This is a genomic window from Streptomyces sp. NPDC014889, from assembly GCF_043081205.1.
Classification (GTDB): domain Bacteria; phylum Actinomycetota; class Actinomycetes; order Streptomycetales; family Streptomycetaceae; genus Streptomyces.
The window spans coordinates 237,097-248,922 of record NZ_JBIBWH010000013.1; the positions used below are offsets into that span (position 1 = coordinate 237,097).

An 11,826-nucleotide genomic window follows, 5' to 3' on the forward strand; every position below is an offset into this window, starting at 1 on the left:
CTGAGCGGCGTGATGGGGGTGGGGCCGACGGCACGCCCGGAACGGTCAGGCGCCTGACACGAGCGGGGGCCCGCGCCAGACGCAACGGCGGCTCGGGCCGGCCGGGACAGCCAGACCGCCCGGAACAGCCGGTGGCCCGCACGGACAGGGCCCGGAACGGCCCGGCGCGGCCGAGGCCCCACACCGGACCGCGCGTTGCAGGTGCAGGTCGACCGGAAACGGCCGGGGCCAGGGGCGGCGCGGTGCCCGTTCAGGCCGGGAGGCGGGGCACGCTGTCCAGCAGGCGACGGGTGTACGGGTGACCGGGCCGGGTCAGGACCTGGGTGGTGTCGCCGTGTTCGACCACGCGGCCGCGTTCCAGGACGGCGGTGCGTTCGCACAGGGAGGCGACGACCGAGAGGTCGTGGGAGACCATCACCAGGGTCAGTCCCTGCTCCTGCTTGAGCTCGGCCAGCAGGTCGACGACCTTGACCCGGGTGGTGACGTCGAGCGCGCTCACGGGTTCGTCGGCCAGCAGGACCCGCGGGGTGCAGACCGTGGCGCGGGCGATGGCGATCCGCTGGCGCTGCCCGCCGGAGAACTCGTGCGGGTAGCGGTCGGCCGCGTCGGCCGGCAGGCCGACCCGTTCCAGGGCCGCGGCCACCTTCGGCCGGGCCGTGGCGCGGCTGTCGATGCCCAGGGAGAGCAGCGGCTCGGCCACGGTGGCGCCGATCCGGCGGCGCGGGTCGAGCGAGGAGTACGGGTCCTGGAACACGCACTGGACGCCGCGCCGGAAGCGGCGCATCTGCTCCCGGTCCCGCGGGGACAGCGCGGCGCCGTCGAAGCGGACCTGCCCCGCCGTGGGGCGGGCGAGGCCCAGCAGCAGCCGCAGCAGCGTGGTCTTCCCGGCTCCGGACTCGCCGACGAGCGCGAGACTGTGCCCGGCCTCGACCTCGAACGACACGTCCTCGACGACGTTGCCGGTGGTGCCCCGGTAGCGCAGCGCGACGCCGGACAGTTCGAGTACGGGGGTCATCGCGCGCTCCTCAGGTCCAGGGCGGATTCCAGGCGCCGGGCGCTGGCGACGAGGGCCTTGGTGTACTCCTCGCGGGGCGCGCCGACGATGGCCCCGACCGGGCCCTCCTCCACGGCCCGGCCGTCCTTCAGCACCAGGGCGCGGTCGGTCACCTTGGCCACCACGGCGAGGTCGTGGCTGACGAACAGCACCGCCATGTCCCGCTCCCGGACCAGCGTGTCGATGAGTTCCAGCATCTCCGCCTGCACGGACACGTCCAGGGCGGTGGTCGGCTCGTCCGCGATGAGCAATTTCGGTTCGCAGGCCAGGGCCATGGCGAGGGCCACGCGCTGGCGCTGCCCGCCGGAGATCTCGTGCGGGAACGCGCGGGCGATGCGCTCGGGTTCGGGCAGCCGGACCTGTTCGAGCGTGCGCGCCACGGCCCGCTGGAGGTCCCTGCCCTTCAGGCCGGTGCGCCTGCGGAGGGGTTCGGCGATCTGGCGGCCCACGCGCATCAGCGGGTCGAGCGCGGTGAGCGGTTCCTGGAAGACGACGGCCGCGTCCCGGCCGCGCAGGGAGGTGAGCCGCTTCTCGGGGGCGCCGACCACCTGGGTGCCGGCGAGTTCGACGCTGCCGGTGGCGGTCATGCCGTCGGGCAGCAGACCGAGCACGGCGAGCGTGGTGAGGGACTTGCCGGAGCCGGACTCGCCGATGAGGCCGAGGCGTTCGCCGCCGGCCACGGTGAAGGACAGGTCGTCGACCAGGGTGCGGCCGTCGCCGGTGCGGACGGTCAGTCCGCGTACGTCGAGGAGGTTCACGCGCGCCTCCGGCGGGTGGCCGGGTCGAGGGTGTCGCGCAGGCCGTCGGCGATGAGGTTGACGCCGATGACGAGCAGGACGAGCAGGATGCCGGGGGCGAGCGCGCCCGCCGGTGCGGTGGTGAAGGTGGCCTGGGCCTCCTGGAGCATCCGGCCCCACGAGGCGTTCGGCGGGGGCGCGCCGAGCCCGAGGTAGGACAGTCCGGCCTCGGCGAGTACGGCGAGCCCGAACTGGAGGGCCAGGTTGACCACCAGGGTGGGCCAGATGTTGGGCAGCACATGGCCGACGACGGTCCTGGGCCAGGATGTGCCGGAGGTACGGGCCGCGGTGATGTAGTCCTGCGCCAGCACGCGCTTGACGAGGATGCGCACCAGCCGGGCGACGACCGCGCTCTGCGCCAGGCCGATCGCGAGGACGGCCGAGCCGAGGGTCGCCGAGCGGGCGGCGACGATCAGCATCGCGAGCAGCAGCGTCGGGAAGGCGATGAGGATGTCGAGGAACGCCGAGAGCGTGTCGTCGAGCCAGCCCTGCGCGAACGCGGCGAGGACCCCGAGGGTGACGCCGATCGCCGCGGCGAGGAGCACGGAACCCAGGCCCGCCCCGACGGCGATCCGCGAGCCGGTCATCACCTGGGTGAACAGGTCGCGTCCGAGCTTGTCGGTGCCCAGCAGATGCCCGTTCCCGGGACCGGCGAGGCGCCCGCCGGAGGTGTCGTCGGCGGAGTAGGGCAGCCAGAACAGGGAGACCAGGGCGAGCAGCGCGATGAGGCCGGCGAGGACGCAGCCGACGACGAGCGTGGCGGAGCGCCGGGAGCGGCGTCCGCCCGGTGGCGCCTTCTCCGGCCGGACGGTGGGCAGTGTGTCCGCCCGGGTCATCGGGCACCTCCGGAGAGCCGGCCGCGCAGGCGCGGGTCGATGATCCGCTGGACGAGGTCGGCGGCGAAGCCGATGAGCAGCACGGCGAGGGTGGAGACGAACAGCACGCCCTGGATGACCGGGTAGTCGTGCTGGGCGATCGCGGTGGCGAGCAGGGAGCCGAGGCCGGGCAGCGCGTACACCGATTCCACGACGACCGCGCCGAGCAGGGTCGAGGCGAGTTCGATGCCGAGGATCGAGATGACCGGTACGGAGGCGTTGCGCAGGCCGTGCCGCCACATCGCCCGGCCGAAGGACGAGCCCAGGGCGCGGGCGGTGCGCAGGTAGTCGCTGCCGAGGACGTCGAGGGTGGCGGAGCGGACGTAGCGGAGCAGGGACGCGCTCATCACCAGGGCGATGGTGACGACCGGCAGGACGAGGGAGCGGATCGCCTCGGCGGGCTCCGACCAGCCGTCCGGCGGGAAACCGCCGGCCGGGAGCCAGCCCGCGTTCAGCGCGAACACGGCGATGAGGATCATGCCGAGCCAGAACACCGGGACGGCGATGCCCAGTTGGGACACACCGCTGAGCAATGCGCCGTACCAGGTGCGCCGTTTGTGCGCGGCGACGAAACCGGCGGGCACGGCGAGGACGACGGCGAGGGTGAACGCGGCCAGGGTCAGCGGCACGGTGACGCTCAGCCGGGAGGCGACCTCGGGTCCGACGGGCAGCGAGCTGACGAAGGACGTGCCGAGGTCGCCGCTCGCCAGCTGCCCGAGCCAGTGGACGAACTGCTCGGGCAGCGGCCTGTCGGACCCGATGGAGTGCCGTGCAGCGGCGATCTGTTCCGGGCTCGCACCCACCGAGGTGAGTGCGTTGGCCGGGTCGCCGGGCAGCATGCGCAGCAGCACGAACAGCACCACGCTCGCCAGGGCCAGCGACACCAGGAGGAAGGCGAGGCGGCGCAGGAGATAGCGGGCCATCAGCCCTTCTTCTGGATGTCGTAGACGTAGAACTGCGAGTTGAGGCCGTTCAGCGGGTAGCCGGACAGCTTGCTGCTCGCGACGACGATCTGCGGGTACAGGTACAGCCAGTCGCTGGCCGCGTCCTCGGCGGTCTTGCGGTTGACCTTCTTCAGCAGTTCGGTCTGCTCCGCGGTGGTCGAGGCCTGCTCGGCCTGCTCGACCCACTGCGTGACCTGCTTGTTGTCGTAGCCCCAGTAGAAGTCGGGGTTGCCGTACCAGACGAGGTCGCGGTCGTTGACGTGCTCCTGGAGCGTGGCCGAGAAGTCGTGGTTCTTGTAGACCTTCGTGTACCACTCGTCCGGCGTGATCGTGTTGATCCTGACGTTGACGCCGACCTTGGCGAGCTCGGACTTGATGAAGGTCGCGGCGGTGGGGTGCGGGTCGTAGTTCGGGGTGTCGAGGGTGAAGCTGAAGCCCTTGGCGTAACCGGCCTCGGCGAGCAGCTTCTTGGCGCGTGCCGGGTCGTAGGCGTTGACCTTGGTGAGGTCCTCGTACCACGGGTCGGTGGGCGGCACCATCGAGCCGATGAGCTTGCCGTAGCCGCCCCAGACGGACTCGAGGAGCTTCTTGTCGTCGATGGCGGAGGACACGGCCTGGCGCACCTTGACGTCGGTGAACGGCTTGGCCTTGTCGTTGAAGGCGAGCAGCAGCTTGGTGGTGGAGGCGCCGTCGTTGACCTTGTAGTTCTGGTTGCTCTTGAACTGGTCGAGGGCGTCGGGCGACTGCTCGCTGGTGACCACGTCGACGGCGCCCGTCAGCAGCGCGTTGTTGAGGGCGGTCGCGTCCTTGTAGTAGTGGAGGACGGCCTTCTTGTTCGTGGCCGCCTTGCCCCAGTAGCCGGGGAACCGGTCCAGGCTCAGCGCGGAGCCGCGGGTCCACTTGCCGAGCCGGTACGGGCCGGTGCCGTCCTCGGTCGTCTTCAGGTTCTTCGCCTGGGAGTTGATGATCCAGACGTAGGAGAGGTTGTAGACGAAGGAGATCGACTTCTTGGACAGCGTGACCTTGACGGTGCGCGCGTCGGGGGTGGCGATGTCCTTGATGACCTGGAGGTTGTTCTTGCGGGCGGACTGGGAGTCGTCCGCGATGACCTTCTCCAGGCTGTACTTGACGTCCTCGCTGGTGAGGGCCTTGCCGCTGTGGAACTTCACGCCGTCGCGCAGGGTGAAGGTGTACGTGAGTCCGTCACCGCTCACCTTGTAGTCCGTGGCGAGCAGCTTCTCGACCTTGCCGTCGTCGGTGAGCTTGAACAGCCCTTCGTAGACGTTGCCGTTGAGTGCCTCGGTGACGCCCTGGCCGCCGCCCGCGGTGTTGTCGAGGTTCTGCGGCTCGTAGAGGGAGCCGATGTTGACGGTGGCGTCCTTGTTCACGGCGCCGCCGGAGGCGCTGCCGGCCGAGCCGGAGCCGCCGCAGGCGGTCAGGGTCACGGCAAGGGTGGCCGCGGTGGCGGTGGCGTACAGGGACGTCTTCTTGATGCTCATGGCTGAGGGCTCTTTCGTGCTGGGCTGCGGGAGGCTACGGGGTGATCAGTGCTGCGCGGGGAAGCCGCCGCGGAAGACGGGGAGCTTCTCACCGGCCTGAATGGGCAGGTGGAAACGGTTCTGCCGCGGCGGCATCGGACAGTTGTACTGATCGGAGAACCCGCAGGGCGGCACGAAGGCGCGGTTGAAGTCGAGCACGACGCGGTCGTCGTCCTCGGTGCGCCGCACGAAGAGGAAGCGGCCGGCGCCGTAGGTGGTGTCACCGTTGGTGGGGTCGCCGAAGACGAGCAGCAGGGTGCCGTCGTCGTCGAAGGCGCTGAGGGTGTAGTCGCGGCCGTCGACGGTGAGCGTGATGTCGCCGGGGACGACGAGGTCTCGGGTGCCGCCGTTGTCGCGGATGTGTTCGAAGGCCACCCGCCGGGCGCCGGGGACCGGCGTGTAGGTCGCCTCGAGCACCCAGGACGGGTCGTGGGGGAACACGTCGACACGGTCGAAGTGGCGGACGGCGTCCGAGTCGGCGTCCCAGAAGCGCAGGCCGTGCTCGGGCTCGCCGGTGACGAGGTCGGTGCGCTGGAGCGTGGTGACGGTCACCGTCTCCGGCTGCCCCGCGCGTGCGGCCTCGGGATCCGGGCGCTCACCGGCCGGCAGCCAGCGGGTCTCGACGAGGGCGAGGTTGCCCGTCGGCGAGGTGAGGGCCCGATGGCGCTCGGACCGCCATGCGTCCCACTCCCCCGCGGGGTCGGCTGTGGGCTGGTCGGCGATGGGGTGGGACATGTCAGGACTCATTCGCGCAGCGTTCGTGGGCATCACGCCGCAGATGTCACGCCGCGTGAATTGATGGCCAAAGCGTCACCTTTATCTTCTATAAGGCTCTCTAATGTCAAATGAGATCCACAGGCCGGACAGCGGCCCGGACGACGGCGCGGGCGCGACCCCTCCGCCGTCCGGGCAGGACGTCCGCCCGGCGCGGGGTGTCAGTGACGCAGCAGCAGCGTGACCCCGGCGACGACGGCGCCGAGCACGATCGCGGCGACGCCATGGGCGACACGGTGCGAGCGCAGTCCGGGCAGCAGCCGGTCCACGGCGATCCGGCCGGGGCCGGTCAGGGCGAGAGCCACCGCGGACAGGGCGATCAGGAGCTCGTACTCGACGCCCTGCGGGGCGAAGAAGCCGCCGCCCCACTTGACGGAGATCGCGTTGACCAGCGTGCCGGCGACGGCCGCGGCGGCGAGCGGGGTGAGCAGGCCGAGCACGAGGCCGAGCCCGCCGAGGGTCTCACTGAGCCCGGCCACCACGGCGAACGCCCTGGGCGAGGGGTAGCCGGAGGCCGCGAAGAACTGCCCGGTGCCGTCGACACCGCCACCGCCGAACCAGCCGAACAGCTTCTGGGCGCCGTGCGCGGCCATGGTCGACCCGAGTACGAGACGCAGGACGAGCAGGCCGGCGTCGTAGGCGTGGGCGGGGGCCGCCAGGGCCGTCTCCGGCGCGGCGGCGGGGCGGGACAGGGTGGCGTCGGGAGCGGTCAAGGCGGGACTCCTCGCGGGTCGTGGGGGGCGGGTCTCGCGGCGCCGGCATGGAGACCCGATGAACTTGAAACTTCAAGCTATACCGGACACCGCCAGTACTACAACTTCCAAGCAGCCCGGCGTGGCGGCGGACCGGGCTGCCGCGTTCCCACGGCTGTGGTTACGTCGGACATGGCGGCCCTCCACCGGCCGAAGGGGCATCACGATGACCGCACACGACACGGCTCGGCAGGTCCTGGCCGGCCTGGACACCCCCATGAACCAGGACCTCGAAGCGCTGTACCAGGACCTGCACGCCCATCCCGAGCTGTCCTTCGAGGAGCACCGCACGGCCGCCGAGGTCGCCCGCCGCGCACGGGACTTGGGATACGAGGTCACCGAGGGCGTCGGGCGGACCGGCGTCGTGGCCAGGCTGGTGAACGGCGAGGGCCCGACCGTGCTCCTGCGGGCCGACTTCGACGCGCTGCCCGTGACGGAGCGGACCGGGCTGCCGTACGCCTCGACCAACGAGGGCGTGATGCACGCGTGCGGCCACGACGTGCACGTCACCTGTCTGTTCGGCGCCATGGCACTCCTGGCAGGCGCCCGCGACCGGTGGTCGGGCACCGTGCTGGCCGTGTTCCAGCCGGCCGAGGAGCTGGGCCAGGGCGCCCAGGCGATGGTCGACGACGACCTGTACGGCCGGTTCGGCGCCCCCGACGTCGTCCTCGGCCAGCATGTGATGGCGATCCCGGCCGGCACCATCGCCTGCCACCCCGGTCTCGCCTTCGCCGCCACCGACGCGCTGGAGGTGCGCATGTTCGGGCGCGGCGCCCACGCGTCGATGCCGGAGGCGTCGATCGACCCGGTGGTGATGGCGGCCTCGACCGTGATGCGGTTGCAGACCGTGGTCTCCCGCGAGATCGCCTCCATGGACCGGGCCGTGGTCACCGTCGGCGCCCTGCAGGCCGGCACCAAGGACAACATCATCCCGGACGAGGCCCGGCTCCAGCTCAACATCCGCACCTACGGCCCGCAGGTCCGCCGGACCGTCCTGGGCGCGGTGGAGCGGATCGTCCGAGGCGAGGCGGCGGTCGCCGGGGCGCAGCAGGAACCGGAGATCAACACCCTGCACACCTTCCCGCTGATGGTCAACGACGAGGAGGCGTGCGCCCGCACCATGGCCGCCGTCGGCGACGTGATCGGCCACGACAGGCTGACCGACCCGGGTGCCTCCTCCGGCAGTGAGGACGTCGGCGTCTTCGGCACCAGCGCGGACGTGCCCGTCTGCTACTGGCTCCTCGGCGGCGTCGACCCCGGCACCTACGCGAAGGCGGACGCCGCGGGCACCAGGAGCCGTGACATCCCGCAGAACCACTCGCCGTTCTTTGCCCCCGTCATGCGGCCCACTCTCACCGACGGCGTCACGGCTCTGACCACCGCGGCCCTCGCCTGGCTCGGCCCGGCCCCGCATTCCGCGTGACCCGCCCGCGCGGAAGCCGGTTCGGGTAGGGTCCCCGATGTGAACACCGGACCGGCGATACGCCACTCACGGACGGGCAACCCGGTGGAGGGCTGACCGCACCACGGGTGCCGAGCAGGCGCCCCCCGGGTCCGGCACGCGGACCTCCCGTACTCGCGCACCACGACGAGTCCGTTTCCGTGCCGAACCACAGTCAGGTCAGCAGAATGACAGCCACGTTCAACCACACCATCATCGTTTCCAAGGACCGCGAGGAGTCGGCCCGCTTCTTCCGGGAGCTGCTCGAAGTGGGGCCGGCGCCGTCCTGGGGCCCGTTCACCAACATCCAGCTCGCCGACGGTGTGCTGCTCCAGTTCGCCGAGCCGCCGGTGGAGATCCAGATGCAGCACTACGCGTTCCTGGTCGACGACGACCTGTTCGACCGGGCGTATCAGCGGCTGTGTGATCGCGGCATCGAGCACTGGGCCGATCCGCACATGCGGTGCCCCGGCGAGATCAACCACGAGCACGGCGGTCGAGGGGTCTACTTCAAGGACCCCGCCGGCCACGGGATCGAGCTGATCACCCGCCCCTATCTGTAACAGGGGGGAGAGCCCGGTCGGGCACCGGCACCCTGGTGCCGGTGCCCGACCGGGCCTTCGGCGCGCCACTGAGCGGGCAGGCGGTGCCCCGGACCGGTCAGGAATGGAGAAGCGCCGGGAACCGGGCCGCCGGTAGCGTGGGCCGGGGCCTCCGGCGGTCGGAGCGATGACCTGCGGGAGGGTGCGCGGGGGCGGAGTGTGTGGATAATGCCTTGGTTCTCGCGCGGACCGCGACCCCGGTGAGCGCCGGCCGGACGAGCGTCGCGCCGACCCGGCACCGCCGCTCAGGCGGACACCCACCGTCGCCGTGAAGGCGGCCCAGCCCACAGATGGAGACTCGATGAGCAAGGCCCCGGACACGCCGTCGCCCGCGGCGCACGCCGCCGACAGCCACGACATGATCCGCGTGCTCGGCGCGCGCGAGAACAACCTCAAGGACGTCAGCATCGAGATCCCGAAGCGGCGCCTGACGGTGTTCACCGGCGTCTCCGGCTCGGGCAAGAGCTCACTGGTCTTCGACACGGTCGCCGCCGAGTCGCAGCGGCTGATCAACGAGACGTACAGCGCCTTCGTGCAGGGCTTCATGCCGACCCTGGCCCGGCCCGAGGTCGACGTCCTCGACGGGCTGACCACCGCGATCATCGTCGACCAGCAGCGGATGGGCGGCGACCCCCGCTCCACCGTCGGCACCGCCACCGACGCCAACGCGATGCTGCGCATCCTCTTCAGCAGGCTCGGACAGCCGCACATCGGCTCGCCCAAGGCGTTCTCCTTCAACGTCCCCTCGATCAGCGGGGCGGGCGCGGTCACCGTGGAACGCGCCGGCAAGACCGTGAAGGAGCGGCGCAGCTTCAGCATCACCGGCGGCATGTGCCCCCGCTGCGAGGGCCGCGGCACCGTCTCCGACGTCGACCTCACCCAGCTCTACGACGACTCCAAGTCGCTCACCGAGGGCGCGCTGACCATCCCCGGCTACAAACCGGGCGGCTGGAACTACCGGCTCTACAGCGAGTCCGGCTTCTTCGACGCGGACAAGCCGATCCGGAAGTACACCGAGCAGGAGCTGCAGGACTTCCTGCACCGCGAGCCGACCCGGATGAAGATCGCGGGCATCAACATGACCTACGAGGGTCTGATCCCGAGGATCCAGAAGTCGATGCTCTCCAAGGACCGGGAGGCGATGCAGCCGCACATCCGCGAGTTCGTGGACCGGGCGATCACCTTCACCGACTGCCCCGAGTGCGGGGGCACCCGGCTCAGCGAGGCGGCCCGGTCGTCGCGGATCGGCGGGACCAGCATCGCCGACGCCTGCGCGATGCAGATCAGCGACCTGGCCGAATGGGTCCGCGGCCTGGACGAGCCGTCGATGGCGCCACTGCTCGCCACGTTGCAGCAGACCCTCGACTCGTTCGTGGAGATCGGCCTCGGCTACCTCTCGCTCGACCGTCCGTCGGGCACGCTGTCCGGCGGCGAGGCGCAGCGCGTGAAGATGATCCGGCACCTCGGCTCCTCGCTCACCGACGTCACGTACGTCTTCGACGAGCCCACCACCGGCCTGCACCCGCACGACATCCAGCGGATGAACGACCTGCTGCTGCGGCTGCGGGACAAGGGCAACACCGTGCTCGTCGTGGAGCACAAGCCGGAGACCATCGCGATCGCCGACCACGTCGTCGACCTCGGTCCCGGCGCGGGCACGGCGGGCGGCGCCGTCTGCTTCGAGGGCACCGTCGAGGGGCTGCGGGCCAGTGGCACCCTCACCGGCCGCCACCTCGACGACCGGGCCTCCCTCAAGAAGACGGTGCGCGAACCGGCCGGCACGCTGGAGATCCGCGGCGCCACCGCGCACAACCTGCGGGGCGTCGACGTCGACATCCCGCTCGGCACACTCGTCGTCGTCACCGGCGTGGCCGGTTCCGGCAAGAGCTCGCTGGTGCACGGGTCGATCCCGGCCGGCGCGGGCGTGGTGTCGGTCGACCAGGGAGCGATCCGCGGCTCTCGGCGCAGCAACCCGGCGACGTACACCGGACTGCTCGAACCGATCCGCAAGGCGTTCGCCAAGGCCAACGGGGTGAAGCCGGCGCTGTTCAGCGCCAACTCCGAGGGCGCCTGCCCCACCTGCAACGGCGCCGGCGTCATCTTCACCGACCTGGCGATGATGGCCGGCGTCGCCACCACCTGCGAGGAGTGCGAGGGGAAGCGGTTCGACGCGTCGGTGCTCGAGTACCACCTCGCCGGCCGTGACATCAGCGAGGTGCTGGCGATGCCGGTGGCCGAGGCCGAGGAGTTCTTCGCCTCCGGGGAGGCCCGCACGCCGGCCGCGCACCGCGTCCTCGGCCGGCTCGCCGACGTCGGGCTCGGCTACCTCACCCTGGGACAGCCGCTGACCACGCTGTCCGGCGGCGAGCGGCAGCGGCTGAAGCTGGCCACGCACATGGCCGAGAAGGGCGGCGTCTACGTCCTCGACGAGCCGACCGCCGGTCTGCACCTCGCCGACGTCGAGCACCTGCTCGGTCTGCTCGACCGGCTCGTCGACTCGGGGAAGTCGGTGATCGTCGTCGAACACCACCAGGCGGTCATGGCGCACGCCGACTGGATCATCGACCTCGGCCCCGGCGCCGGCCACGACGGCGGACGGGTCGTCTTCGAGGGCACCCCCGCCGACCTCGTCGCCGCCCGCTCCACCCTCACCGGTCAGCACCTCGCGGCGTACGTCGGCGCCTGACCCGGCCCTGAGGACACCGTGGGACGCGTCCGCTCCGGGCACGTCCCACGGTGCTGCTGAACGTCGTCGGTGACGCGGATGGCCCGGGCGTGCCCCATCACGCCGACCTCGGGCCGGACATCGAAGCCGGTGGTACGGGCCCCGAGCCGTTTGGCGGTGGCCGGCACCGCCTGGTAGCCGGCGACGTTGGCCGGCGAGGAGAGCACGTCCATGGACTGGGCGGAGATGCGCACGCGTCACACCGCCCGCCGGGCCAGTGCCGCGGCCGCGGTCGGGGTCTTGCCGACCTTGACGCCCGCGGCCTCCAGGGCCTCCTTCTTCGCCTGCGCGGTACCGGAGGAACCCGAGACGATGGCGCCCGCG

Annotated in this window: 11 protein-coding genes and 1 pseudogene; 3 read left to right on the forward strand and 9 right to left on the reverse strand. The window is 71.4% G+C overall.

The window, feature by feature from the left end:
• Positions 1-250 precede the first annotated feature (250 nt).
• The 7 genes from ACF09J_RS26385 to ACF09J_RS26415 all read right to left on the reverse strand — a co-directional run bounded on the left by ACF09J_RS26385 (position 251) and on the right by ACF09J_RS26415 (position 6,674).
• Positions 251-1,015 carry an ABC transporter ATP-binding protein gene (locus tag ACF09J_RS26385; protein WP_392307910.1) on the reverse strand — a complete coding sequence of 255 codons (765 nt, stop codon included), beginning with the start codon at positions 1,013-1,015 and terminating at the stop codon, positions 251-253.
• Complete coding sequence (locus tag ACF09J_RS26390; RefSeq protein WP_392307911.1) at positions 1,012-1,812, reverse strand: ATP-binding cassette domain-containing protein; 801 nt, start codon at positions 1,810-1,812, stop codon at positions 1,012-1,014. The genes ACF09J_RS26385 and ACF09J_RS26390 overlap by 4 nt, the downstream gene beginning before the upstream one ends.
• Positions 1,809-2,687, reverse strand: a complete 879-nt coding sequence (locus tag ACF09J_RS26395; RefSeq protein ID WP_392307912.1) for an ABC transporter permease — start codon at positions 2,685-2,687, stop codon at positions 1,809-1,811. Before ACF09J_RS26395 ends, ACF09J_RS26390 begins: the two co-directional genes overlap by 4 nt.
• Complete coding sequence (locus ACF09J_RS26400; RefSeq protein ID WP_392307913.1) at positions 2,684-3,649, reverse strand: ABC transporter permease; 966 nt, start codon at positions 3,647-3,649, stop codon at positions 2,684-2,686. The genes ACF09J_RS26395 and ACF09J_RS26400 overlap by 4 nt, the downstream gene beginning before the upstream one ends.
• A complete protein-coding gene (locus ACF09J_RS26405) occupies positions 3,649-5,169 on the reverse strand; it encodes an ABC transporter substrate-binding protein (protein WP_392307914.1) in 1,521 nt (506 codons plus the stop codon). Before ACF09J_RS26405 ends, ACF09J_RS26400 begins: the two co-directional genes overlap by 1 nt.
• Before the next feature lie 45 nt (positions 5,170-5,214).
• Positions 5,215-5,943, reverse strand: coding sequence for a DUF1684 domain-containing protein (locus tag ACF09J_RS26410; RefSeq protein WP_392307915.1), 729 nt, complete (start codon positions 5,941-5,943; stop codon positions 5,215-5,217).
• 200 nt (positions 5,944-6,143) lie between these two features.
• Positions 6,144-6,674, reverse strand: a complete 531-nt coding sequence (locus tag ACF09J_RS26415; protein ID WP_392307934.1) for a DoxX family protein — start codon at positions 6,672-6,674, stop codon at positions 6,144-6,146.
• Positions 6,675-6,900: 226 nt separating this feature from the next.
• On the opposite strand from ACF09J_RS26415, the gene ACF09J_RS26420 reads away from it, so the two are divergent.
• From ACF09J_RS26420 to ACF09J_RS26430, 3 genes are all read left to right on the forward strand, one after another.
• Positions 6,901-8,157 carry an amidohydrolase gene (locus ACF09J_RS26420; protein ID WP_392307916.1) on the forward strand — a complete coding sequence of 419 codons (1,257 nt, stop codon included), beginning with the start codon at positions 6,901-6,903 and terminating at the stop codon, positions 8,155-8,157.
• 206 nt (positions 8,158-8,363) lie between these two features.
• Positions 8,364-8,738 carry a VOC family protein gene (locus ACF09J_RS26425; protein WP_392307917.1) on the forward strand — a complete coding sequence of 125 codons (375 nt, stop codon included), beginning with the start codon at positions 8,364-8,366 and terminating at the stop codon, positions 8,736-8,738.
• A gap of 340 nt (positions 8,739-9,078) precedes the next feature.
• Entirely contained in the window at positions 9,079-11,463 is a 2,385-nt protein-coding gene (locus ACF09J_RS26430) for an ATP-binding cassette domain-containing protein (protein ID WP_392307918.1), read from the forward strand.
• Here ACF09J_RS26430 and ACF09J_RS26435 read toward each other — a convergent pair.
• Complete coding sequence (locus ACF09J_RS26435; RefSeq protein WP_392307919.1) at positions 11,433-11,696, reverse strand: hypothetical protein; 264 nt, start codon at positions 11,694-11,696, stop codon at positions 11,433-11,435. The genes ACF09J_RS26430 and ACF09J_RS26435 overlap by 31 nt on opposite strands.
• Positions 11,697-11,699: 3 nt before the next feature.
• Positions 11,700-11,826: pseudogene (locus ACF09J_RS26440) on the reverse strand (succinate--CoA ligase subunit alpha); the annotation flags it as partial.

Coding starts and splice junctions, on each gene's coding strand:
- ACF09J_RS26420 (WP_392307916.1), top strand. CDS start 6,901: ATGACCGCACACGACACGGCTCGGCAGGTCCTGGCCGGCCTGGACACC.
- ACF09J_RS26425 (WP_392307917.1), top strand. CDS start 8,364: ATGACAGCCACGTTCAACCACACCATCATCGTTTCCAAGGACCGCGAG.
- ACF09J_RS26410 (WP_392307915.1), bottom strand. CDS start 5,943: ATGTCCCACCCCATCGCCGACCAGCCCACAGCCGACCCCGCGGGGGAG.
- ACF09J_RS26385 (WP_392307910.1), bottom strand. CDS start 1,015: ATGACCCCCGTACTCGAACTGTCCGGCGTCGCGCTGCGCTACCGGGGC.
- ACF09J_RS26430 (WP_392307918.1), top strand. CDS start 9,079: ATGAGCAAGGCCCCGGACACGCCGTCGCCCGCGGCGCACGCCGCCGAC.
- ACF09J_RS26400 (WP_392307913.1), bottom strand. CDS start 3,649: ATGGCCCGCTATCTCCTGCGCCGCCTCGCCTTCCTCCTGGTGTCGCTG.
- ACF09J_RS26395 (WP_392307912.1), bottom strand. CDS start 2,687: ATGACCCGGGCGGACACACTGCCCACCGTCCGGCCGGAGAAGGCGCCA.
- ACF09J_RS26405 (WP_392307914.1), bottom strand. CDS start 5,169: ATGAGCATCAAGAAGACGTCCCTGTACGCCACCGCCACCGCGGCCACC.